General features: G+C 70.9%; 22 protein-coding genes and 1 tRNA gene. 12 read left to right on the forward strand and 11 right to left on the reverse strand.

The genetic code is table 11. The annotated features are described in order from the left end of the window. Positions 1–79: 79 nt before the first annotated feature. The 6 genes from JD78_RS01615 to JD78_RS01640 form a co-directional block, all read right to left on the reverse strand. On the reverse strand, positions 80–568 hold the full coding sequence (locus tag JD78_RS01615) for a hypothetical protein (protein WP_153356846.1): 489 nt from the start codon (positions 566–568) through the stop codon (positions 80–82). Positions 569–579: 11 nt separating this feature from the next. Next, complete coding sequence (locus JD78_RS01620) at positions 580–819, reverse strand: helix-turn-helix transcriptional regulator (RefSeq protein WP_228394916.1); 240 nt, start codon at positions 817–819, stop codon at positions 580–582. A gap of 177 nt (positions 820–996) precedes the next feature. Continuing rightward, positions 997–1,671 carry a response regulator gene (locus tag JD78_RS01625; protein ID WP_153356853.1) on the reverse strand — a complete coding sequence of 225 codons (675 nt, stop codon included), beginning with the start codon at positions 1,669–1,671 and terminating at the stop codon, positions 997–999. After that, positions 1,668–4,190 (reverse strand): ATP-binding protein, encoded by a 2,523-nt coding sequence (locus JD78_RS01630; protein WP_243730957.1) that lies wholly within the window; start codon positions 4,188–4,190, stop codon positions 1,668–1,670. Before JD78_RS01630 ends, JD78_RS01625 begins: the two co-directional genes overlap by 4 nt. A 91-nt stretch (positions 4,191–4,281) precedes the next feature. Continuing rightward, on the reverse strand, positions 4,282–4,461 hold the full coding sequence (locus JD78_RS01635; protein WP_153356856.1) for a hypothetical protein: 180 nt from the start codon (positions 4,459–4,461) through the stop codon (positions 4,282–4,284). Between the two features lie 200 nt (positions 4,462–4,661). Next, positions 4,662–5,288: a DedA family protein gene (locus tag JD78_RS01640; RefSeq protein ID WP_166520903.1), complete on the reverse strand. Its 627-nt coding sequence runs from the start codon at positions 5,286–5,288 to the stop codon at positions 4,662–4,664. Positions 5,289–5,432: 144 nt separating this feature from the next. On the opposite strand from JD78_RS01640, the gene JD78_RS01645 reads away from it, so the two are divergent. The 11 genes from JD78_RS01645 to JD78_RS01695 all read left to right on the forward strand — a co-directional run bounded on the left by JD78_RS01645 (position 5,433) and on the right by JD78_RS01695 (position 16,179). After that, on the forward strand, positions 5,433–5,867 hold the full coding sequence (locus tag JD78_RS01645) for a helix-turn-helix domain-containing protein (protein ID WP_243730958.1): 435 nt from the start codon (positions 5,433–5,435) through the stop codon (positions 5,865–5,867). Between the two features lie 10 nt (positions 5,868–5,877). Continuing rightward, positions 5,878–6,300, forward strand: coding sequence for a VOC family protein (locus JD78_RS01650; RefSeq protein ID WP_153356864.1), 423 nt, complete (start codon positions 5,878–5,880; stop codon positions 6,298–6,300). Positions 6,301–6,605: 305 nt separating this feature from the next. Then, positions 6,606–6,686 carry a K(+)-transporting ATPase subunit F gene (gene kdpF / locus JD78_RS22805; protein ID WP_153356986.1) on the forward strand — a complete coding sequence of 27 codons (81 nt, stop codon included), beginning with the start codon at positions 6,606–6,608 and terminating at the stop codon, positions 6,684–6,686. Beyond that, on the forward strand, positions 6,686–8,347 hold the full coding sequence (kdpA, locus tag JD78_RS01660; protein ID WP_166520904.1) for a potassium-transporting ATPase subunit KdpA: 1,662 nt from the start codon (positions 6,686–6,688) through the stop codon (positions 8,345–8,347). The genes kdpF and kdpA overlap by 1 nt, the downstream gene beginning before the upstream one ends. After that, positions 8,344–10,398, forward strand: coding sequence for a potassium-transporting ATPase subunit KdpB (gene kdpB / locus JD78_RS01665; RefSeq protein ID WP_166520905.1), 2,055 nt, complete (start codon positions 8,344–8,346; stop codon positions 10,396–10,398). The genes kdpA and kdpB overlap by 4 nt, the downstream gene beginning before the upstream one ends. Next, complete coding sequence (gene kdpC, locus JD78_RS01670) at positions 10,398–11,006, forward strand: potassium-transporting ATPase subunit KdpC (protein ID WP_166520906.1); 609 nt, start codon at positions 10,398–10,400, stop codon at positions 11,004–11,006. Before kdpB ends, kdpC begins: the two co-directional genes overlap by 1 nt. A gap of 93 nt (positions 11,007–11,099) precedes the next feature. Continuing rightward, a tRNA-Ala gene (locus JD78_RS01675) sits at positions 11,100–11,172 on the forward strand. A 465-nt stretch (positions 11,173–11,637) separates the two neighbouring features. Beyond that, positions 11,638–12,369, forward strand: a complete 732-nt coding sequence (locus JD78_RS22810) for an SIR2 family protein (RefSeq protein WP_424991701.1) — start codon at positions 11,638–11,640, stop codon at positions 12,367–12,369. Next, entirely contained in the window at positions 12,366–14,099 is a 1,734-nt protein-coding gene (locus tag JD78_RS01685; RefSeq protein WP_153362418.1) for an ATP-binding protein, read from the forward strand. The genes JD78_RS22810 and JD78_RS01685 overlap by 4 nt, the downstream gene beginning before the upstream one ends. Positions 14,100–14,299: 200 nt before the next feature. After that, positions 14,300–14,878, forward strand: a complete 579-nt coding sequence (locus JD78_RS01690) for a hypothetical protein (RefSeq protein WP_153362417.1) — start codon at positions 14,300–14,302, stop codon at positions 14,876–14,878. Between the two features lie 266 nt (positions 14,879–15,144). Beyond that, positions 15,145–16,179 (forward strand): beta family protein, encoded by a 1,035-nt coding sequence (locus JD78_RS01695; protein WP_153362416.1) that lies wholly within the window; start codon positions 15,145–15,147, stop codon positions 16,177–16,179. On the opposite strand, the gene JD78_RS22815 is transcribed toward JD78_RS01695, so the two are convergent. Next, complete coding sequence (locus JD78_RS22815) at positions 16,073–16,720, reverse strand: sce7726 family protein (protein WP_166520907.1); 648 nt, start codon at positions 16,718–16,720, stop codon at positions 16,073–16,075. The genes JD78_RS01695 and JD78_RS22815 overlap by 107 nt on opposite strands. Positions 16,721–17,156: 436 nt before the next feature. Here JD78_RS22815 and JD78_RS01705 point away from each other — a divergent pair, with 436 nt between their 5' ends. Further along, positions 17,157–18,989 (forward strand): MMPL family transporter, encoded by a 1,833-nt coding sequence (locus tag JD78_RS01705; RefSeq protein WP_166520908.1) that lies wholly within the window; start codon positions 17,157–17,159, stop codon positions 18,987–18,989. Here JD78_RS01705 and JD78_RS01710 read toward each other — a convergent pair. The 4 genes from JD78_RS01710 to JD78_RS01725 all read right to left on the reverse strand — a co-directional run bounded on the left by JD78_RS01710 (position 18,880) and on the right by JD78_RS01725 (position 23,196). After that, positions 18,880–20,352, reverse strand: a complete 1,473-nt coding sequence (locus JD78_RS01710) for a CCA tRNA nucleotidyltransferase (RefSeq protein WP_208103947.1) — start codon at positions 20,350–20,352, stop codon at positions 18,880–18,882. The genes JD78_RS01705 and JD78_RS01710 overlap by 110 nt on opposite strands. Next, positions 20,349–21,215, reverse strand: coding sequence for a DNA polymerase beta superfamily protein (locus JD78_RS01715; RefSeq protein ID WP_153362566.1), 867 nt, complete (start codon positions 21,213–21,215; stop codon positions 20,349–20,351). The genes JD78_RS01710 and JD78_RS01715 overlap by 4 nt, the downstream gene beginning before the upstream one ends. A gap of 147 nt (positions 21,216–21,362) precedes the next feature. Further along, on the reverse strand, positions 21,363–21,731 hold the full coding sequence (locus JD78_RS01720; protein ID WP_153362642.1) for a VOC family protein: 369 nt from the start codon (positions 21,729–21,731) through the stop codon (positions 21,363–21,365). 55 nt (positions 21,732–21,786) lie between these two features. Then, on the reverse strand, positions 21,787–23,196 hold the full coding sequence (locus JD78_RS01725; RefSeq protein ID WP_208103948.1) for an RNB domain-containing ribonuclease: 1,410 nt from the start codon (positions 23,194–23,196) through the stop codon (positions 21,787–21,789). Positions 23,197–23,269 lie beyond the last annotated feature (73 nt).

Raw genomic sequence — 23,269 nt, forward strand, 5'->3', positions numbered from 1 at the left:
AGCTCTCGGCGCCGAAACCCGGCCGGCTTTCGGCGCCGAAACCCGGCCGGCTTTCGGCGCCGGAACCTGGTCTGCGAGCTCAGAGGTCGCGGACGGTGGCGGTGACCAGCGTGGGCAGCACCAGACTGACGTGGAAGGTCACCAGGAGTGCGCCCAGGACGACGCCCGCGCTGGGTGCCGGCCAGCCGGCGGCCAGCCAGACGGCGGTGACGGCGAGCTCTGCGGTCAGCAGGCCGACGCCGATCCGGTAGGCCCGGGCGTAGGCCTCGCCGCGCAGCTGCCACTGGCGTTCGTCCAGCGCGTCCGCCGGCAGCTCCTCCACCCCGCGGGTGCTGGCCTTGAGGGTGCCCAGGAGCAGGACGAAGGCGATCACCACGACGCCCATGCCGACGACGAAGACCACGGGTGCGCGCTCGGCGAGGAGGCAGAGGCCGGCCTCGACGACCAGCAGTCCGGTGAGGGCGGCGACCAGCCGGCGGCGCATCCGCGGGGTGCGGAGCGACTCGAATCGCGGGTCGTCGAGGCGGGCGGCGCGGCGCTGGGTGCGGGTGGACATGGGGGTGCTCATCGGGACTCCAGTCATCGGGGCTGGGGGGTGCCGTAGACCTGCTCGGACAGGGTGCGGAACGGGGTGAGGGAGAAGACCGCCTCCATCGGGAGGCCGAAGACCGCGGCCAGCCGCAGCGCGAGGGTGGCGCTGGGGCTGTACTCGCCGCGCTCGAGGTAGCCGATGGTCTGGTAGTGCACGCCGACCGCGTCGGCCAGCTCCTGGCGGGACATGCCGCGCTCGGTGCGCAGCACGGTCAGCCGGTTGTACAACTGAGGCTCGTCAGAGCGTTTGCGCGGCGGCATGTAGCAAACTTACTACCACACATCCGCCCATCGCTACCCGTCGCAGCTTGTGGCGCCGAAACCCGGACAGCTTGTGGCGCCGAAACCCGGGGCGGGCACGGCGCTGCGAGCTCGCGGCGGCGCGGGGAGCGGGGGCGGGGCGGGCTACGGGGTGAAGCGGTAGCCCATGCCGGGCTCGGTGTGCAGGTACCGCGGGTGCGCCGGGTCGGGTTCGAGCTTGCGGCGCAGCTGGGCCAGGTAGACCCGCAGGTAGTTGGTCTCCCGCTCGTAGGCCGGACCCCACACCGACTTGAGCAGCTCCCGCTGGCCGATCAGCCGCCCGGGTGCGCGGACCAGCTCCGACAGCAGCGCCCACTCGGTGGGGGTCAGCCGCACCGGGACGCCGTCGACGGTCACCTGGCGGGCGGCGAGGTCGACGGTGAAGTGGTCGGTCTGCACCACCGGTTCGCCGGGGCGGGGGGTGGCCCGGCGCAGCGCCACCCGCAGCCGGGCGAGCAGCTCGGGCATGTCGAAGGGCTTGGTGACGTAGTCGTCGGCGCCGGCGTCGAGCGCGCCCACCTTGTCCGAACTGTCACCGCGGGCAGAGAGCACCACGACCGGCCCGGTGAACCAGGGCCGGAGCCCGGCGAGCACCTCGGTGCCGTCGAGGTCGGGCAGGCCGAGGTCGAGCACCACCAGGTCGGGGTGGGCGGCGGCGGCCTCGGCGAGCGCGGTGCGCCCGTCCTCGGCGGTGACGACGTCGAAGCCGGCGGCGCGCAGGGTGATCCGCAGCGCGCGCCGCAGCTGCGGGTCGTCGTCGACGACGAGCACCCGGCTCACGCTTCGGCCACCGTCAGCCGGGCCTCGGGGGCGACGGTCGGGGCGGCCGGCAGCGCGACGACCATGGTCAGCCCGCCGCCGGGGGTCTCCTCGGCGGTGAGCGTGCCGCCCATCGCCTCGGTCAGGCCCCGGGCCACGGCCAGGCCCAGGCCGACGCCCTGCCCGGCGGGGGAGTCGCCCAGCCGCTGGAAGGGGGCGAACATCCGGTCCCGGTCGCGGGCGGGCACGCCGGGGCCGCGGTCGACCACGCGCAGCTCGACCTGACCGTCGACGAGGGCGGCGTCGACGTGCAGGCCGCCGGTGGCGTGGCTCGCGGCGTTGAGCAGCAGGTTGGCCACCACCCGCTCCAGCAGGCCGGGGTCGGCCACGGCGGGCGGCAGGTCGGGGGCGTCGGGGCGGGTCACCCGCCGCCGCTCGGTCGGCTCCAGCCAGGTCAGCGCCCGGCTCACGACCGCGGCGACGTCGACCGGGACGGCGGCGGGGGTGACCACGCCGGCCTGCAGGCGGCTCATGTCCAGCAGGTTGTCGACCAGGCCGGTCAGCCGGTCGGCGGACTCGTCGATGGTGGCCACCAGTTCGTCGCGGTCGTCCTCGCTGAGCGCCAGCTCCTCGGTGCGCAGCGCGGAGGCGGCGGCCTTGATCCCGGCCAGCGGGGTGCGCAGGTCGTGGCTGACCGCGGCCAGCAGGGCGTTGCGCATGCTGTTGCCGGCGGCCAGCCGGGAGGCCTCCGCGGCCTGGGCGGCGAGCCGCCCCTGCTGCAGGGCGACGGCGGCCTGCTCGGCGAAGGAGACCAGCACGCGCCGGTCGCCGGCGGGCAGCGCCCGGCCGCACAGCCGCAGGGTGAGGGTGTCGGTGACGGCGACGTCCTCGACCTGCTCGTCGGCGCCGTGCTCGCCGCAGGTGCCCACGGTGTGCTCGCGGCCGTCGCTGCTCTCCACCATGGTGACCGAGCGCAGCCCGAACGCCTCGCGGATCTGCTCCAGCAGGCTGGGCAGGCCGCGGTCGCCGGCGAGCACCGAGCGGGACAGCGAGGCGAGCATCGCGGTCTCGGCGCGGGAGCGGGCGGCGGCGGTGGCCCGGCGCGCGGACCGGTCGACGACGGCGGCGACGGCCACCGCCACGACCACCCCGCCGAAGAGCGAGACGACGTCGTCGACCTGGCTGACCGTGAGCCGGCCGGTGGGGGCGGTGAAGAACCAGTTGGCGACCAGCCCACCGGCGACCGCGGCGGCCAGCGCGGGCCAGAGCCCACCGACGATGGCGACCGCGGTGACCAGCAGGACGAAGACCAGCAGCACGCTGGCCAGCGACAGCGCCGCCTGGGCGGCGATGCAGGTGAGCGCCAGCACCGGCACGCCGATAGCGGCCACCAGCCAGCCCAGCCAGCGGCGCCGCGCGGTGAGCGCACCCTGGCTGCGGGGCAGCCGCCAGCCCTGCGAGCCGGCGGCGGAGTGGGTGACGATGTGCACGTCGATCTCGCCGGACCCGGCGATCACCCGGCCGCCGATGCCGCCGCGCAGCGCCCGCGCCCAGCGGGTGCGCCGGCTGGTGCCGATGACCAGCTGGGTGGCGTCGACGCCGCGGGCGAACTCCAGCAGCGCCTCGGCGACGTCGTCCCCGATCACGTGGTGGTAGCTGCCGCCCAGGCTCTCGACCAGGGCCCGCTGGGCGCGGAGCGCGCCCGAGGAGGCGCCGGCCAGGCCGTCGCCGGAGAGCACGTGCACGGCGAGCAGCACGCCGTTGCCGCTGCGCCGGGCCACCCGGGAGGCACGGCGGATCAGCGTCTCGCCCTCCGGTCCGCCGGTGAGCGCGACGACGACCCGCTCGCGGGCCTCCCACACGTGGTCGATGGCGTGGTCGGCCTTGTACTTGCGCAGCCCCTCGTCGACCCGGTCGGCCAGCCACAGCAGGGCCAGCTCGCGCAGCGCGGTCAGGTTGCCGATCCGGAACCAGTTGCCCATCGCGGCGTCGACCCGCTCGGCGGCGTAGACGTTGCCGTGCGCGAGCCGGCGGCGCAGCGCCTCCGGGCTCATGTCGACGAGCTCGATCTGGTCGGCACGGCGGACCACCGCGTCGGGCACGGTCTCCTGCTGGGGCACGCCGGTGATCTGCTCGACGACGTCGTTGAGGCTCTCCAGGTGCTGCACGTTGACCGTGGTCAGCACGTTGATGCCGGCGTCGAGCACCTGCTCGACGTCCTGCCAGCGCTTGTCGTGCCGGCTGCCGGGCACGTTGGTGTGGGCCAGCTCGTCGATGACCACCCAGTCGGGGTGGCGGGCGAGCAGCCCGTCGACGTCCAGCTCCTCGAGGGTCACGCCGCGGTGGGTGACGGAGGCGCGGGGAAGCACCTCCAGCCCCTCGAGCGCGGCGACGGTGCGCGGCCGGCCGTGCGTCTCCACCAGGCCGACGACGACGTCGCAGCCCCGCTCGCGGCGCCGGTGCGCCTCGCCGAGCACGGCGAAGGTCTTGCCGACGCCGGGGGCGGCGCCCAGGTAGATGCGCAAGGTCCCGCGGGGCATGGCACCCATGATCACCCTGCTGTCCGACAGTTCGGCGCCGACGGGCGTCAGGATCGCGTCAAGACCACCCCCGCGGGGTGGACGGGACCGGTCACCAGTGCTGCCGGTGCGCGGCCACGCAGATGGGGCAGTGCGCGCCGGTCCGGGCCGTGCGGCGGCGCCGGCGGGACGGCGGGTTGCCCAGGTTGGCGCGGTAGCTGGTGTCGAACAACCAGGCGAGGGCCCAGGCGACGGCGCCGAAGGCGAGCAGCAGCAGGGCGTCGGCGATCACCGGCGGTCCTCCGGGCCGGGGTGCGCGCGGCACCAGCGGCCCACGGCGACGTTCACCCCGATGGCCAGCAGACCCCAGAGGACGACGATCAGTTCGGTCACGGGTCCATCCGACGCCGGGGCGGGCGCGGGGGCGAGGCCCTTGACGCCGTCCTGACGGGGTCGCGCCGTTCCTTGACGCGGCGGGCACGCCCGGCCCGGTCACGGCGGGGGCAGCGACCGGTGCCGCAGCCGGCGGCGGACGAGCACGGCCCCGGCCAGGACGGCGAGCGCGGCGACCGGCACCCAGCCGGCGTCGTCGGCGACCTGCTGGCCGAACTGCCGGGAGAGCAGGACGACGGTGGTGGCCCAGGCGGCGCAGCTCGCGGTGACGACGGGTGCCACCAGCCGCAGCGGCACGTCCGCGCCGCCGGCCACGCGCGGGGTGAGCGTGCGGGTGACCGCGGCCCAGTGCGCGGCGGCGAGCACCAGCGCCGTCTGCCCGGGCGGCCGGGCGGTCAGCCACGCCTGCGCCTGGCGCACCGCCGGTTCGGCCCGGGGGCGGAGCCGGCCGAGGGGCAGGCCGGTGCCGGGGTGGCGGTGGCCGCGCAGCCAGCCGTGCAGCGCGCCGCCGGTGCTGGCGGCCGCGGCGACCGCGATGGGCAGCGCCGGGTGGGCGCCGGCCGTCGCCGACCACAGCCCGAGGACGACGAGCGTGGTCGACCCGGGCAGCAGGACGCCGACGAGCACCCCGCTCTCCAGGGCGAGCACCAGCGCGGCGGCACCGAGCACCAGCGCGGCCGGCCACCCGCCGACCTGCTCGAGCACGGCGTCCACCACCCGGTCCACGCCCTTCCTGACCGCCGCCGGCGCCCGAACTGATCGGTGCCGGCGGCGACCCGCCGAGGTGAGCGTGGCGGCTCCCGGTCGCGCGCACATCAGGGGAGTCCCGGATCCGGCTCCCGACTCCGCCCGGGTGCCATGCTCGCGGCCGTGAGCCGGGCGTCGGAGGACTCGAACCTGCGGATGCTGCGGGCGCGGGACGCGATGGACCGCGCCTACGCCGAGCCGCTGGACGTGCCCACGCTGGCCCGGCTCGCCCACGTGTCACCGGCGCACTTCAGCCGCACCTTCACGGCCACGTTCGGCGAGCCCCCGCACCGCTACCTGCAGCGGCGCCGGGTGGAGCGGGCGATGTTCCTGCTGCGCAGCACCGACCGGTCGGTGACCGACATCTGCATGGCCGTGGGGTTCAGCAGCCTGGGCACGTTCAGCCGGGTGTTCGCCGGGATCGTGGGGGAGCCGCCGAGCGTCTACCGGCGCCGTGGCCCGCTGGCACCGGTGCCGTCATGCTTCGGCATGCGGTGGCTGCGGCCCAGCGGGGAGACCGCACGTTCGGAGAAGCCCGGGGACGCCGCCCGGCCCTAGCGTCCTGCCCATGTTGACCTCCATCTCGATCACCTCCCTCTACGTCCTCGACCAGGACCAGGCGCTGGACTTCTACGTCGGCACGCTCGGCTTCGAGGTGCAGACCGACCAGCACTTCGGGCCGATGCGCTTCCTGACCGTGGCGCTGCCCAGCGACCCGGGGCACGCCGTCCTGCTGGAGCTGCCCGCGCCGCCGTCGGTCAGCCCGGAGATCGCCGGCCAGGTGCGCGACGTGGTCACCAAGGGCGTCGGCGGCGGGCACCTGTTCTTCACCACCGACGACGCGCACAAGACCCACGCCGCGCTGCAGGAGAAGGGCGTGGAGCTGCCCGAGGAGCCGGTGGTGCAGCCCTACGGCATCGACTTCGGCTTCCGCGACCCGTTCGGCAACTCGGTGCGCGTCGCCCAGATGACCCCGCCGCCGTCCGCCTGACGACGCCGTTGTGCGCTCATCGTCGGTTCCCCGCCGGAAACCGACGATGAGCGCACAACGGTGGGTCCCGTCCGCCGCCCGTCAGGACGGCGTCAAGGTCGCCGCCCCGCACCGTCAAGGACGCGTCAAGACAGCCGTCAGCATCCCCGAGCGCTCCTAGCGTCGCCGGCCGGACGTGGACGACGACCGGTCGTCCGCCCGGATCGGGATGAAGGTGCTCACGACGTGACCGACGTGGTCTACGTGCTGCTCACGCTGGCGGTCTTCGGACTGCTGCTCCTCGCGGTGCGGGGGGTGGAACGGCTGTGACCTGGGTTGCGCTCGCCGTGGCCACCGGCCTGGTGCTCTACCTGCTCGGCAGCCTGCTGTTCCCGGAGCGGTTCTGATGAGCAGCACCGCAGCCGGGTGGCTGCAGGTCGCGCTGCTGGTGGTCGCGCTGGTCGCCGTCCACAAGCCACTGGGCGACTGGATGGCCCGGGTGTTCACCAGCCCGCGGCACGCCCGCGCCGAGCGGCTGGTCTACCGGGCCGTCGGGGTGGACGCCGACACCGAGCAGCGCTGGCCGGTCTACCTGCGCAGCGTGCTGGCGTTCTCGCTGGTGTCGGTGCTCTTCCTCTACCTGCTGCAGCGGGTGCAGCAGTGGCTGCCGCTGGGCAACGACATGGCCGCCGTGGAGCCGGGTTCGGCCTGGAACACCGCGGTCAGCTTCGTGACCAACACGAACTGGCAGGGCTACAGCGGCGAGTCGACGATGGGCCACCTGGTGCAGATGGCCGGGCTCGCGGTGCAGAACTTCGTCTCCGCCGGGGTCGGCATCGCGGTGGCGGTCGCGCTGGTGCGCGGCTTCGCCCGCAGCGGCACCGACCGGCTGGGCAACTTCTGGGTGGACCTGACCCGGGCTGTCACCCGGGTGCTGCTGCCGCTGGCCGTGGTCGCGACGGTCGTCCTGGTGCTCGGTGGCGTGGTGCAGAACCTGTCGTCGGGCACCGACGCGAACACCCTGGCCGGGGCGACCCAGTTCCTGCCCGGCGGGCCGGTGGCCTCGCAGGAGGCGATCAAGGAGCTGGGCACCAACGGCGGTGGCTTCTACAACGCCAACTCCGCGCACCCGTTCGAGGGCCCGAGCGCCTGGATCTCGCTGTTCCAGGTGTTCCTGCTGCTGGTGATCCCGTTCTCGCTGCCGCGCACCTTCGGCCGGATGGTCGGTGACCGCAAGCAGGGTTACGCGATCGTCGGCGTGATGGCCGGCCTGGCCGCGGCGTCGCTGGCGCTGGCCAGCTGGGCGCAGGCCCGGGCCGGGGGAGCGGCGCTGCAGCTGGCGGGAGCCGCGACCGAGGGCCGGGAGGTGCGCTTCGGCGGTCCGCTGTCTGTCCTCTTCGGGACGGCGACGACGCTGACCTCCACCGGCGCGGTCAACTCGATGCACGACAGCTACACGCCCACCGGCGGGATGCTGGTGCTGGCGAACATGATGCTCGGCGAGGTCGCGCCCGGCGGGGTGGGCTCCGGGCTCTACGGGATGCTCGTGCTCGCCGTCGTCGCGGTGTTCGTCGCCGGCCTGATGGTCGGGCGCACCCCGGAGTACCTGGGCAAGAAGCTCGGCCGCCGGGAGATGACGCTCGCCTCGCTGTACGTGCTGGTCACCCCGGTGCTCGTGCTCACCGGGACGGCGGTCGCGGTGGTCACCGACACCGGGCTGAGCTCGCTGCTCAACAGCGGGTCGCACGGGCTGAGCGAGGTGCTCTACGCCTTCACGTCCGCGTCGAACAACAACGGTTCGGCGTTCGCCGGGCTGAGCGCGAACACGCCGTTCTACAACACCGCCCTGGGCCTGGCGATGGCCTTCGGCCGGTTCCTGCCCATCGTGCTGGTGGTCGCGCTGGCCGGCCGGCTGGCGACGCAGGGCAAGGCGCCGGTGACCGCCGGGACGCTGCCCACCCACCAGCCGCTGTTCGTCGGCCTGCTGGGCGCCGTCGTCCTGGTGATCGTCGGCCTCACCTATTTCCCGGTCCTCTCCCTCGGACCCCTCGCAGAAGGACTGTCATGACCGCGGCGCTCGATCGTCGTCCCGTCTCGCCCGCACCCACCGAGCCACGTCCCCGCGCGTCGATCGAGTGGGGGCCGGCGCTGGCCGGCGCCGTCCGCAAGCTCGACCCGCGTGGGCTGGTGCGCCAGCCGGTGGTGTTCGTGGTGTGGGTCGGCTCGGTGTTCTCCACCGTGCTGGCGATCACCGACCCGTCGGTGTTCGGCTGGCTGATCGCCGGCTGGCTGTGGCTGACCGTGCTGTTCGCCAACGCCGCCGAGGCCGTGGCCGAGGGGCGGGGCAAGGCGCAGGCCGACACCCTGCGCAAGGCCCGGCAGACCACCGTCGCGTACCTGCTCGACGGCTCCGAGGTGCCCGCGGCCGACCTGCGGCCGGGCATGCGGGTGGTCGTCGTCGCGGGGCAGGTGATCCCGGGGGACGGCGACGTCGTCGAGGGGATCGCCAGCGTCGACGAGTCGGCGATCACCGGGGAGTCGGCGCCGGTGATCCGCGAGTCCGGCGGTGACCGCTCGGCGGTGACCGGCGGGACGACAGTGCTGAGCGACCGGATCGTCGTGGAGATCACCAGCAAGCCGGGGGAGACGTTCGTCGACCGGATGATCGCCCTGGTCGAGGGCGCCTCCCGGCAGCGGACGCCGAACGAGATCGCGCTGAACATCCTGCTCAGCTCGCTGACCATCGTGTTCCTGGTCGTGGTCATCACGCTGCAGCCGCTGGCGATCTACTCCGGCGCGGAGCAGTCGCTGACGACGCTGATCGCGCTGGTGGTGTGTCTGATCCCGACCACGATCGGCGCGCTGCTGTCGGCGATCGGCATCGCCGGGATGGACCGGCTGGTGCAGCGCAACGTGCTGGCGATGAGCGGCCGCGCGGTCGAGGCAGCCGGTGACGTGAACACCCTGCTGCTGGACAAGACCGGCACCATCACCCTCGGCAACCGGCAGGCGTCGGAGTTCGTCGCCGTCGGCGGGTGCTCGGACGACGAGGTCGCCGACGCCGCGCAGCTGGCCTCGCTGGCGGACGAGACGCCGGAGGGGCGCAGCATCGTCGTCCTGGCGAAGGAGCGGTACGGCCTGCGCGGGCGGGACGACCTGCCGGGTGCGGAGTTCGTGCCGTTCACCGCGCAGACCCGGATGAGCGGGGTCGACCTGCCCGACGGCCGGCAGCTGCGCAAGGGCGCTGCGGGTGCGGTGCTGGCGTGGGTGCGGGCGCAGGACGGCCCGGTGCCGCCGGAGGTCGGGGACGTCGTCGACAGCATCTCCGCCGCCGGCGGGACGCCGCTCCTGCTGGCTGTCGCTTCCTCGGACGGCGCCCGGGTGCTGGGCGTCATCCACCTGAAGGACGTCGTGAAGGCGGGCATGGCCGAGCGGTTCGCGGAGATGCGCCGGATGGGGATCCGCACGGTGATGATCACCGGCGACAACGAGCGGACGGCCCGGGCGATCGCCGAGGAGGCCGGGATCGACGACGTGCTGGCCGAGGCGACGCCGGAGGACAAGCTGGCGCTGATCCAGCGCGAGCAGGCCGGTGGCCGGCTGGTGGCGATGACCGGTGACGGGACGAACGACGCCCCGGCGCTGGCGCAGGCCGACGTCGGGGTGGCGATGAACACCGGGACGACCGCGGCCAAGGAGGCCGGCAACATGGTCGACCTGGACTCCGACCCGACGAAGCTGATCGAGATCGTGGAGATCGGCAAGCAGCTGCTGATCACCCGGGGGTCGCTGACCACGTTCTCCATCGCCAACGACCTGGCGAAGTACTTCGCGATCCTGCCGGCCATGTTCGCCGGAGTCTTCCCGGGGCTGGACGCGCTCAACGTCATGCGGCTGAGCTCGCCGGAGTCGGCGATCCTCTCCGCGGTCGTGTTCAACGCGCTGATCATCGTGGCGCTGGTGCCGCTGGCGCTGCGCGGCGTGAGGTACCGGCCGGCGTCCGCGTCGGCGATGTTGCGCCGCAACCTGCTGCTCTACGGCGTCGGCGGCGTGGTGCTGCCCTTCGTCGGGATCAAGCTCATCGACCTGCTCGTCTCTCTCATCCCGGGGATCGCGTGATGTCCGCTCTGCGTTCGGGCCGCCAGCTGGTGGCTGCTGTTCGTGCCCTGCTCGTGGCCACCGTGGTGCTGGGGCTGGCGTACCCGCTGCTGATGACGGGCGTCGCCCAGCTGATCGCGCCGGCTCGAGCCGACGGGTCGTTGGTTTCCGTGGACGGTTCCGTCGTCGGGTCGTCGCTGATCGGCCAGTCGTTCACCGACGAGGACGGGGACCCGCTGCCGGAGTACTTCCAGACCCGGCCGTCGGCGTCGGACTACGACGGCGCGGCGTCGGGTGGCTCGAACCTCGGGCCGAACTCCGAGGAGCTGGTCGCCGCGGTGGGGGAGCGGCGGGCCGACGTGGCCGCGTTCAACGGGGTGCCCGAGTCGGAGGTGCCGGCCGACGCCGTGACGGCGTCGGGGTCGGGGCTCGACCCGGACATCTCGCCGGAGTACGCGGCTCTGCAGGTGGCTCGCCTCGCCGAGGCGCGCGGGGTGCCGGTGGACGACGTCCAGGCGCTGGTGGACGAGCACACCGACGGGCGCGACCTCGGCTTCATCGGGGCGCCGCACGTGCGGGTGCTGGAGCTCAACCTGGCGCTCGACCAGCGTTTCGGCGCCGAGGGCTGACGACACGGTGCCCGGCGGGGACCCCTCCGCCGGGCACCGTTCACCCTGATGTAGTGTTCTCCACGGCTCGGACGCACCAGACCGGGTCGGCAAGGGGCTGTGGCGCAGCTGGTAGCGCACCACACTGGCAGTGTGGGGGTCAGGGGTTCGAGTCCCCTCAGCTCCACCCAAAGCCTTGGCCGTCATCCGTTTCCGGATGGCGGCCATGCTTATTTATGGCACCAAGAGTACTTCTGCATGTTTGCGCAGCTGTAATTGGGTCGGTACTGTGCGCAAGGGCTCCAAATGAGCAGTGCGACACGGGGGAACGTTGGATCTTGATACCGCGTACAGGCATGCGCAAGATCTGTTTCGCCCGGGCCTGGTAACGCTGATCGGCTCTGGACTTTCAGCCGCTTCTGGGCTTCCAGGCATGTGGGACCTCGCGCAACACCTGTTGTCCTCAGTCGGCTCGCACTTGACCGAGGAAGGCGCGAGTCAGTGGGCTGCTATAGCGAAACGCCTCGAGCAGGGGCAGGGGCTCGAAGAGGCGCTGACTACGATTGCGCTGACCGACGAGTTGCACAGAGTCTTGACGCGCCAGGTGGCGATTCGGATACTCGAATCTGAGGCGGTGGCGCTCCAAGAGATTATGCAGGCGTCCTATGATCCGCCACTGACCCGCCTATTGCGACACCTTCTCCGGGTAACCGACGTTGCGAATGTGATAACCACAAATTACGATCGCCTTATCGAGTACTCGGCAGCTCGAGGGGCTGTCCGAGTCAACACGATGTTCGCTGGGAGCCCGTTTGGCTTCCTTGATGAGAGTGAATCGGCGAACGAGTGTCGCAGATTCAAGCGGATCGCTGGCGCTCGACAACGGTGGGAGACGTCGATAGTTCCGCACGTCTGCTTGTCGAAGCCCCATGGCAGTCTTGATTGGTACCAGACCGGCGATGCTGGTGGTCCAGTCATGCAAAGCCAAGTGTCTGTCGGAGACCAAGCGCCGCTTATCGTGTCGCCCGGTGATGGCAAACTGCGTTTGGGGTACGAGACTCCGTTCGATCTGCAGCGAAACCGAGCTAATCAGGCCATCGATCGAGCGTCCGGCCTGCTGATACTGGGTTTCGGTTTCAATGACGATCATTTGCAGGTGCACCTTAAGGCGCGGTACTCGAGGGTGCCGTCCGTCATCTTGACAAGAGACTTGACGCTAGCGGCCCACCAGTACTTGGAGGCGAGCAGTGGCCAGTCCATTGCTCTATCGGCGGGTGCGGGTGGGAGTGGCACTGAACTGACTACAAGCATTGGTAGTCAGAGGATCAGTGATCTCAATCTTTGGCAGCTCGACACATTTCTCAGAGAGGTGTTAGCGGCATGACCCCTGCATTGACTTTTGATAAGGCCGATGCTCTAGGTCGAGTCTTTCGCGTTGATACGGCAAGCGTTTGGGTTGAAGCCAGCGATCACGACCGGGTTACGCGCGTGAGTGTCGGAAGCCTAGTCGCGATTCAGGGAGCGGTAGCCTCCGAGTACTTGGTCGGCCTACTCGACCGTGTGACTCGCGACTTGCAGGACGACCTTCTGTTCGACGAAACGTCTGATGGAAATGAAGCCTCGCCGTCGACCACTCGCCAGCGCGATCTCGTCCGCGTGGTGCTTCTGGGCACCTATCGACAGGTCTCCGGCCTCTCAGGGGACAGCTTCAAGCGCGGCGCGGATAGTTACCCCGTGGTCGACTCGGGCTGCTGGGTAATCGAGGGGCCGGATCTGCAGGCCTTAATGAACTTGTTGACCAGTCAAGTTGAGCCAGAGCGCCAGTTGAGGCTTGGGACGTTCGTAGCAGATGGCTCCGCAACGGCAATTGCTGATGGAGATCGACTGTTTCAACGGCATGCCGCACTTTTGGGTAGCACTGGTTCGGGTAAGAGTTGGTCCGTCGCAGTGGTACTTGAGAGGGCGAAGCGACTGGCCCATCCAAACTTGGTTGTGTTCGATATGCATGGTGAGTATGAGCCGCTCACGGACGGTCCTGATCCTGTGGCTAAGTACCTGAAAGTTGCTGGTCCTGGGGACGCAGCGTCCGATGATGATCGCTTGCTCTTCCTGCCATGGTGGCTCCTGAACCAAGAGGAAATGCAGGCTCTTCTGTTGGATCGAACAGAGGAGAACGCACCCAACCAGGCGGCTCGGCTGTCCCATCACGTGCGTCGGCTCAAGGCTGAATCTTTGTCAGTGGTCGGGGATCCGGAGCTCCTGGCTAGCTTCACGGTCGACAGTCCGGTCCCTTTTGACCTGGGCGGACTAGTGGCAGGACTCGTTGCAGACGATGAGGGGATGGTTCCCGGGAAGTCGACTCTAGTCAAAGGTCCGTTCAATGGCCGGCTCACAAGATTCATATCGCGGCTTGAGTCCCGAATCGAGGACCGACGGTATGGATTCATGTTCGCCCCACCTGCTTCGGCGATGGCTCTTGATTGGCTAGACGACCTAGCCAAGGTTCTGCTAGGCACTAGCCCTGGCATTAAGGTCGTCGACTTCAGCGAGGTGCCAAGCGACGTTCTTCCGGTCGTTGTTGGCGTCTTGGCTCGAATCCTTTACGACATTCACTTCTGGGCTCCGGAGTCCGCTCGGACCCCGGTAACGTTCGTCTGTGATGAGGCGCACCTTTATTTGCCGGCGCGCGATCATGGGGCGGGGGAGCAGCGGGCCTTGGACGCTTTCGAACGCATCGCCAAGGAAGGTCGAAAGTACGGAGTGTCCCTCCTCGTCGTAAGTCAGCGACCGTCTGATGTCAGTCGGACTGTCCTGTCGCAGTGCAACAACTTTGTCGTGCTGCGACTGACCAATGATCAGGATCAGCGGGTCGTCCAACAGTTGCTGCCTGACAACATGGGTGGGCTCGCTGCCGCTCTTCCGCTACTGGACGTGGGCGAGGCGCTCATTCTTGGTGACGCGATGGTCTTGCCAACAAGAATCAAATTCGACACCCCTGCAACGAAGCCGAACAGTGCGACGAAACGTTTTTGGACGGACTGGAACGAGACTCCTGCCGACGAGGCGGGAATCGTCTCCGCAGTACGGGCGATGAGGCTCCAATCGCGTCCATAGCTGACTAGAGTCAACTGGAAATCTGAGGCGACTGCGTACCCCCTTCGATGGCTCAGTCGAACGAGTAGCCGCCTTGCCCGGTTGGCTCCGCGTCAGCCTCAACAAGACCGCCCGCGGTGGACTGTCATCGATCAGCCGCATCACCGTTAGCAGCCTTCATGGTCAATGCACTCGAGTAGCGTGTGCAGGAACAAGTAGGGATGCCGTGGCTGAAACGGGGGGCCGGGTTGGTGGCGGCCGAGCTATTCCCGGCAGCGATGCTCTACCGCCGGGCCTGCGCGACGGCCTATCAGGCGCGGAAACGTGCGACGGAAGCCGCCGAGACGGGGCGTTTCGAGCGGCGCCTGCGCGAACTCGACGCTGCGGTCGAGACCGTCGTGCTGGCGCAGGCCGCTGCCGAGGGTTGGATTCATCGGGCTTACCACCTCGCGGAAGTTGAGCCGCGAGGCGCGGGCGGCTGGGTGGCTCGCTGGGAGGCGGCACCCCGAGCCATCGGCGGCCCGGGCACCCGCGACCTCGACGCCGAGACGGTCAGAACGTTGCGCTGGCTGAGTACCTGGCGCAACTACCTCGTCCATGACGACGCGCGGGCTCGCGAGCGACTGCGTGCCAGTGGAATCGACGCTGGCAGCGAAGCGTTGCACTTGAATGCCGACATGGCTCAGACGGTCATCGCTCGGATGGACGACGCCTTCACTGACATCGGCGCTGCCATCGGCTGGCGAACGCTGGCTGGCCTCAACTCGGCGTACCTCTGGCGGTCGCACGATGAGCGGTAGCCCGCCCAGTCGGCAGCTTCGTCTGGCCTGGTAGTTATTGCGTCCTCCCTGTGGGAGTTATTCTGAACCCGCGACTGGCAACCTCCCGCTCGTGAGGCGCCATCGTGGTGCGGTGGGGCAGTCCCCGCCGCGTGATCCACCGCGAGCCTGTTACCTCTGGCTGTGAGGGATCCGGCCCTAGGGGTGAGGTCGCGGCGTAGGACGCGAACTAAGTGACGTGACCTACGGGTGGCGCTCGCTGCTGTTCCGAAACTAGAGTTCCGCGCATGGTCGCCACGGGTGCAGTCGACTCCACGTCCTACGTTGCCATCCTCAAGTGCAAGCAGGCCGAGCTGCATGCGGTGGCGGCAACTGTCTCGCCCAATCTGGTTCCACTGTTCGAAGTTCGAGACCCCGAGGCGAATGCGCGGTCCATCGTGCGGGCATGGCAACTGTCGGGTCAGGATATCTGGGTCCATCCTCTAAATCTGGATGGTTTCGATCCGACGACATGGGTCGGTAAAATCTCGAACGCATTCAGCCTTCTTCGGAGCGGCAATGTGTCCGCCGTTCCGGTGGTCACTATCGACGATGATGCTGGCGTGCTATCAACAATGGCTACCGTCGCGGCTACGGACAGTCGGGGAGTCGTCCTACGGCTTGAGGCGGAGGACGTGCTCACAACATCCGCTGCTGGCCTAGCCGCGGAAGTCTCGGGTGTCATGTCCGCCTTGTCTGTGACCGAATCAGAGGTGGACTTGGTCTTGGATGTGGGACTCGTGCGCGACAGTACAGCGTCGCGTATTGCGACTGCGGAGTCGGCCCTTCGGTCGGTGCCTAATCTCACTGGTTGGCGCAGTTGTACCGTCGCTTTCTCGGCATTCCCTGAGTCGGTTGGCGATGTCGTGCAAAAGAACAGCGTCGTGCAGGTAGCCCGGAATGATGCTCAGGCATATCGCGCGCTGGTGGCGCGGGGGCCTGGCCGAGAGCTCACCTACGGTGATTATGCAGTGGGCGTGCCTACTTACGCTGACATTGCTTGGTCGCCCATCCCGAGCATTCGGTATACGACTGACGACACGTGGGCCGTTCATAGGGCCGAGAGTCGCACTAATCCAAGCCCCCAGTACGTAGCGCTGGCGGGAGACCTTGTGCGTGAGCCCTATTTCCGCGGCAGTGGGTACAGTTCGGGCGATGCGTACTTGGAAGCTGTGGCTAGCGGCGTCGACGGTCCAGGAAACGCGACGACGTATTTGCGTTCGGCGATATCTCACCATCTGGCAGTGGTGTTGGACCGCCTCGCCACCCACGGCGTCCCCTGAGTCGAGAGCTAACGATCTCTCGTAGTTCCGCACCTTGGGCCTCTTGGATGAGGCGATGCATTAACTCAAGACGAGTGGCAGAGCTTAGGCGCTCGCTCGCACCCATCGAAGCTAGTTGTTCGGCCAGTTCGTCCCGCCAAAGCAGTCCAGCGACATGCAGCGGCTCGACCTCTCGGTTGAGGGCGGGTCTCCGCCATGAGCGCAAAGCCACCGAGCGAGGAGTGGGTTCGGCAATCAGAATGCCCCATGAGTCGGGGACGAGTAGGAATGCTTCGGCGAGATGTCGCTGAGTTAACACAATGCTCGTATAGTCAAATACTTCGTTGAAGGCGTCTATCTGCTTGGGGAGGCGACTTAGATTGTCTAGGTCGGACTTTAGCTCATACCCGTGAAGCCCGAGGTCAACGACGGCGATATCGATTCGGGAAGCGCCAAAGTGGGTTCCTAGTTCTTCAATGACCAGGGCGCCCGATTGGGTGGGCCACCTGCGGCGAAGTCGACGAAGAGTGGCCTCGCGTAGGCTCCCCTCCTGCACCAGCACCTCTTCAATCTACCTTCGCAGATGAACCTCTGGAAGTTGCGGGGTGCGGGTGCGGCGGAGTGGTCCACAGGTGATCGTGTGAGCAACAAACGCCCGTCCGCTCTGATGGTCATGCGCGCGTGTACAGGACGGGCTCGACGTCATCCCACAAGGTCGACATCTACCTCGCGCACCTCCCCGCCGGCACCGCGGACACCCGTTGGCTCGACGGCCCGCAGAGCGAGCCGGTGCTCGACCGTTGATCAGACCGGTCACGCTACGGCGGGTCGCCTACTGAGAACGCCGTAGTCAGAGCCTGCGCCTGCACGACGACGGGACCCCTGCCTGGACGAAACGCTCTTCGGGACAACCACCACGACCGCTGGGGTGTACCGACATGGCAGGTCTGCTCGATCGTCTCGGCCGCTTCTCCTTCCGAAGGCGGTGGTCGGTCGCTGTGATCTGGCTGCTGGTCCTGGCCGGGGCGGTGACGGCCGCCGTCACCTCCGAGGGCCCGGTGAACACTCGGGCGACCATCCCGGGCATCGAGTCGCAGGACGCCTTCGACCTCCTCGCCGAGCGCTTCCCCGACACGCCCTCGGACAGCGCATCGGCGACCCTCGTCTTCGTCGCCCCGGACGGCGGGCAGCTCGAGACGCCGGCGAACCAGGCGGCCATCGAGGCGGTGCTGGCCACCGCCGCCGAGAGCCCGCAGGTGTCCCGGGTGGTGCCGCCTTCCGCGGGCACCAGCATCAACGCCGACGGCTCGAACGGCTTCGCGTCGGTGAGCTACGAGGTGCCCTCGGCGGAGGTGACCGACGAGTCGCGCGCCCTGCTGGAAGAGGCCGTCGAGCAGGCGCGGGACGGCGGGCTGACTGCGGAGATGCGCGGCTCCGCCCTCAAGAGCCCCACCAAGATGAGCGCCACCGAGCTCATCGGGGTCGCGGTCGCCGCGCTCGTCCTGCTGCTGACCTTCGGGTCGCTGGTGGCAGCCGGCCTGCCGCTGCTCACCGCGATCATCGGGGTGGCCATCTCGTTCCTCGGCGTCTGGGCCGTGGCCGGCCCGCTGGGCATGGCCATCACCAGCGGGATGCTCGCGCTGATGCTCGGGCTCGCCGTCGGCATCGACTACGCCATGTTCGTCGTCTCGCGGTACCAGGAGGAACGGCTCACGCACGACGCCGAGACGGCCGCCGGTCGCGCCGTCGGCACCGCCGGGTCCGCGGTCGTCTTCGCCGGGACGACGGTGGTGATCGCGCTCGCCGGCTTGGCCGTGGTCGGCATCCCGTCGCTGATGAAGATGGGGCTGGCCGCCGCCGGTGCCGTCGTCGTGGCCGTGCTGGTCGCCCTCACCCTGGTCCCGGCGCTGCTGGGCATGTTCCCCAACCGGGTCCGGTCGCGGTCGCAGCGGCGCGGGACCCGCACGAGCCCCCGCGTCCCGGTGGCCCGGGGCTGGATGCGGCTGGTGCGGCGCCGCCCGCTGCTGGTCACGATCGCTGGGGTCGCGGTGCTCGTCGCCGTCGCCGTCCCGGCGCTGTCGCTGCAGCTGGGCACCCCCGGCGACGCCTCGCTGCCCACCACGGACACCGAGCGCCGCGCCTACGACCCGCGCGCCGAGGCGTTCGGCCCCGGCTCCAACGGCCCACTCACCGTGGTCGTCGACGCGCGGGCCGCCGCAGACCCGGAGACCGCGGTCGCGTCCGTCGCGGACGAGATCGCAGCGACCGACGGCGTTGCCTCGGTGTCGACCCCGACCTTCAACGCGCAGGGCGACACCGCGATCCTCACCGCCGTCCCCACCACCGGCCCGACCGACGAGCGCACCGAGGCGCTGGTGAACACGCTGCGCGACGCCCGCCCGGCCGTGGAACGCGACCAGGGCGTGAGCTACGAGATCACCGGGACGACGGCGCTGGACATCGACATGGCGCAGAAGACCCAGTCGGCCCTGGCGACGTACGCGCTCGTCGTCGGCCTCGCGGTTTTGCTCCTGCTGGTGGTCTTCTGCTCGATCTGGGTGCCCATCAAGGCCGCGTGGCCATGGCGGCTCCGGCGTGCTCGACGGGGCGACAACGGCGATCGCGGTCAACGATGTGCTGTGCCCGGTCGGCGCGGCGGTGTGCCTCGACAGGGGAGCGGTGTCTCGCCGGTGATCCGTACCGGGCACCGGGAGTCCGCCGTCAGGCCCGGGTGCGGTGCCGACCTGCGAGGCCTTCCTGCAGCCACGCGTCCAGCCGGCCGTCGGCGGCCGCAGCGGCCAGCCACTCGACGGCGCCGGCGTGGTCGGTGAACGCGCCGTCGTCCTGCGCGTCGAGAGCCGCGGCCATGACCGGCGCGTAGTGGCGGCCGGGCGCGTGCCCGAGGGCCATCAGGTCCGTGCCGCGCAGCAGCAGCTTCCCAGGCCGCTGGGTCACGCCCACGTTCTCGGCGACGGCGAGCCAGGCGAGCGTCGGGTTCGGCCCGGACCCCGTGCCGCGGCCACCGTGGTCGCCGCCGCAGACCAGCGACCACTCGGCGACGGTCGCCGGTGCCAACCGGCGGGCCAGCCGGCGGACGACCGACGCGCGCGGCGTCCCCACCGACCCGATGGCCACCATGTGCTCCCGGACGATCGGCGTGATCCGCGCGATGAGCCCCGGCGGCGCACCGATCGCGGTGAGCAGCTCTCCCGCGGGCGCGACGCCGGCCGCGGCGTGACCGTAGGAGGTGATCCGCCCGTCCGCCCGCACCTGGGTGTGCGTCGCCTTGCCGAGATCGTGGACGAGCGCGCCGAGGACGACGACGCTGCGGTCGTCCCCGGTCAGCCCGGCGGCGTCGGCGAGCCGGGCGGCGGCATCGGCGGCCAGCCCGCTGTGGGTGAGGACGTCGCCCTCCGGGTGCCAGTGCGGGTCCTGGGGGATGCCGGCCAGCCGGGCCAGCTGCGGGAAGTGACCGAGCCACCCGGCGTCGTCCAGCGCGGTGAGCGCGGCGCTGACGTGCCGGCCCTTCTCGCCGATCTTGCGCCACTCACCCCACACCCGTTCGGTCGCCAGCTCGCCGAACGTGGGCGCCAGTTGCCGGCACAGCGCGGCCGTCTCGGCAGCGAGGCGGAAGCCGAAGCGGGCGGCGAACTGCGCACCGCGCAGCACCCGCAGCGGGTCCTCGGCGAACGCGGCGGTGGTGTGCCGCAGCACGCCGTCCCGCAGGTCGGCCAGGCCGCCGAAGAAGTCGAGCACCTCCTCGGTCGCCGGGTCGTACATCAGCGCGTTGAGGGTGAAGTCGCGCCGACCGGCCGCCGTCCGGGGTGGCGTGGCCGGATCCGGGACGACGACGAAGCCGGTGTGACCCGGTCCGGTCTTGACCTCCGTGCGCGGCAGGGAGACGTCGAAGTCCTCCTCGCCGCGCCGCAGCTTGAGAACCGCGAACGCCCGGCCCACCTCGTCGACCGGCCCGACCGTGCGCAGCGCCGCCACGAGCGGGTCGAGGGCCAGCCCGAAGACCTCGACGTCGACGTCCTTGGGCCGTCGGCCCGGGTGCAGCAGCGCGTCCCGGACGCAGCCGCCGACCAGGTACGGCCGACCACCGGCCCCCCGCACGGCGGCGAGCAGCGCGCGGGTCGTCTCGCTGAGGTCGATCAAACCGGGCAGGTGCTGCCGTACCGCGTCGTCCGTCACGCTCGTGCGGCCCAGAAGCGGGTGTACGAGCGGTGCAGCCACGCGTCGATCCAGGCCCGGTCCGGCTCCCTCGGCAGCGGCTCGGTGGCGGCGAGCGCGGCCAGCTGCGCGTCGAGGTCGTCGTACCAGGCGAGGACGTCGGCCAGCGACCACTGCCCGAGCCGCACCTCCCGCAGCGCGGTCAGGTGCGGCTCGGGGACGGGCAGGGTGATCCGGCCGGTGCTCAGGTACTCGATGCCCTGCACGCCCAGCCGGAGCGCGTGCATCGCGTACTTGCAGTCGTAGCCGAACTCCGCGACCAGCTCGGGGCGGTTGGTACGCCCGCGCTCCCCGGAGATGCCGTACCGCTGCTTCGTCATGTAGCCGGAGAAACGCTGGGCGGCGTGCATCGAGGCGAACGCGGCCGCCCCGTCGCGCAGCTCCCGCCCCGCCTCGGTGATCGTCACGATCTCCGCGTCGGGGACGAACAGCGGCAGCAGCACGGTGGGGTTGCCGCTCGCGGCCAGCTGTGCGTACTTGCGCGCCGAGTAGACGATCACGTCCAGGTCACCCGCGCCGCTGCGGTTGGCCAGGCCACCGGCCCGCTGCCAGGCGGTGTGGTACTCCCACTGCTCGAACGGGACGGTCGACCCGCTGGTCGCCACCGGGTTGGGCACCCGGGCGATGCCGGTGACGAACGCCGGAGGCTCCAGGCACACGCCCATCTCGTCGCGGTCGTCCGAGCCGTCGACCGCAGTGCCGTGCACCCCCGAGCCGACCTGCACCCGCAGGATCGTGCCGGCCTCGGCGATGGCCCGCGCCTGCCGGGAGGAGTGCGGGTGCGCCTCGACGTAGTCGGCGTCGGACAGCGGGACGTCGTTCATGCGCGCGGCTCGTGCTCTCTCGTCGACGGGGGTGATCGCCTGGCCAGCGTGCCTGGTCGCCCTCCCCGCGGCCAGCGACTTCCCCTGCGCGTGCCGCTTGCTCGGCTTCGGGTCGGGACCTCGTCGGAGCGCGCGGTGCCACGGATCTCAGTGCCGAACGGGGCACTGCAGGTTGACCGGGTTGCCGTCCGGGTCGGTCACGTGGGCCACGCGCACGCCCCGGGCCATGTCGGTCGGCCCGCCGGTGACCGCGCCGCCGTGCGCGCGCACGGCGTCCAGCAGCGCGTCGACGTCGGCGACGTCGATGCTGAGCAGGGTCCGGTTGCCCGCCGGCGGGTCCGACTCGCGGATGAACCCGAGCGCCGAGTCGTCGAAGCGGACGCTCAGGAAGGACGGCGGTTCACCGGCCTCCTCCGGCGACGTCCGCTCGACCTCCGCGGCGCCCAGGGCTCCGACGTAGAAGTCCCGCAGCCGTTCGGGGTCGGCGGTGAGCAGCATCGGCAGGATCGTGGGCACGGGTCCTCCTCCGGGTCGGTCGTCTCCCAGCACTGACTCGGGGACGACGGCGAAGTCATCGGGGCGCGCGAGCCCGGTCACCAGCGGCGGTGAATCGGACGATGCGGGTAGCCGGGTCCGCCGTCACGAGTCGCACGCGGACTCGCTGGCCCGGGGTCAGCGGGTCGTCGCAGCGGGCCTCGACGGCCAGGTCGCTGAGCACCACGGTCGAGCGCTTCTCGTCCGCGTCGAGCACGACGGCGTCGAACACCTCACCGACCCGCCCGGCCAGCACGGTGGCCTCGACCAGGTCGATGACGGCGCGCTCGACCTCGCGCGTGCGCCGGTCAGAGGCGGCCATCAGCCCGGGGAGCTCCGGCAGTGCGGCGCGCAGCTCGGCGGGAGGCTGCTCGCCGGCGGCCAGCGCCAGGCAGACCTCGGTGCCGAACCGGTCGACCAGCCGGCGCAGCGGCGCGGTCACGTGCGCGTACGGCCCGCCGACGCCACCGTGCCCGGGCTGGTCCGGCGGCGTCCCGTCGAACGCGGTGTAGCCGGCGCCGCGCAGCAGCGAGGTCGCGGCGTCCAGGAAGGCCGCATGCCGGGGCCGGGCCGGGTCCAGCGTGGCGATCACGTCGCCGGGGCCGGCGCCGTCCGGCCAGTCGACGCCCAGCTCGGGAGCGAGCCGGCGGAGCGTCTCTACCGCGCCCGGGTCGGGCGGCGGCAGCGTGCGCAGCACCCCGACCCCGCCGTCGAGCATGAGCCGGGCCGCGCAGCGTCCGGTGAGCAGCGAGATCTGCGCGTTCCACCCCTCGACGTCGGACTGGCCGCGGAAGGCGATGGTCCAGCCGCCGCCGGGCGCGGGCTCCACCTCCTGGGACGGCGTGCCGAGCTCGATCGCGCCGCGGTCGCGGGCGTGGGCCTGCAGCAGCCGGCCGATCTCCGGCAGCAGCGCCAGCTCGGCGGGCACGTCCGCGCCCACCGACGCGTAGTCCAGCTGGGCCCGGCTGCGCACCCGGGCGCGGCGCAGGTCGACCGCGGTGACCTCGCCGTCGGCGTCCAGGTCGATGGTCCACAGCGCGGCCGGCCGCAGCTGCCCGGGCAGCAGGCTCGCCGCGCCCTCGGACAGCTGCGGCGGGTGCAGCGGCGTCCGGCCGTCGGGGGAGTAGACGGTCTGGCCGCGTCGCCGGGCCGCGGCGTCGATCGCGCCGCCCAGCGGCACGAAGGCGCCGACGTCGGCGATCGCGTAGGACACCCGGTAGCCGCCGGCGGTGCGGGCCAGGTGCACCGCCTGGTCGAGGTCGCGGGCGCCGGGCGGGTCGAGGGTCACCAGCGGCAGGTCGGTGGCGTCGTGCTCGGGCAGCGGGGGATCGGCGGCCACCCGGTCGGCCTCGGCCAGCACCTCGGCCGGGAACTCCTCGGGTACCCCGGCCCCGGCCCGGATCGCGGCGAAGTCGAGCGGGGCGGAGACCTTCAGCACGCGAGCCACGCCGCCACCCTGGCAGAGCGCGCGGTCCGCCACCGGCCGGACCGCGCGGCAGCGGTTGCGGGCTGCACCGGTC

Source organism: Modestobacter roseus, from assembly GCF_007994135.1.
Taxonomy (GTDB): Bacteria; Actinomycetota; Actinomycetes; order Mycobacteriales; family Geodermatophilaceae; genus Modestobacter; species Modestobacter roseus.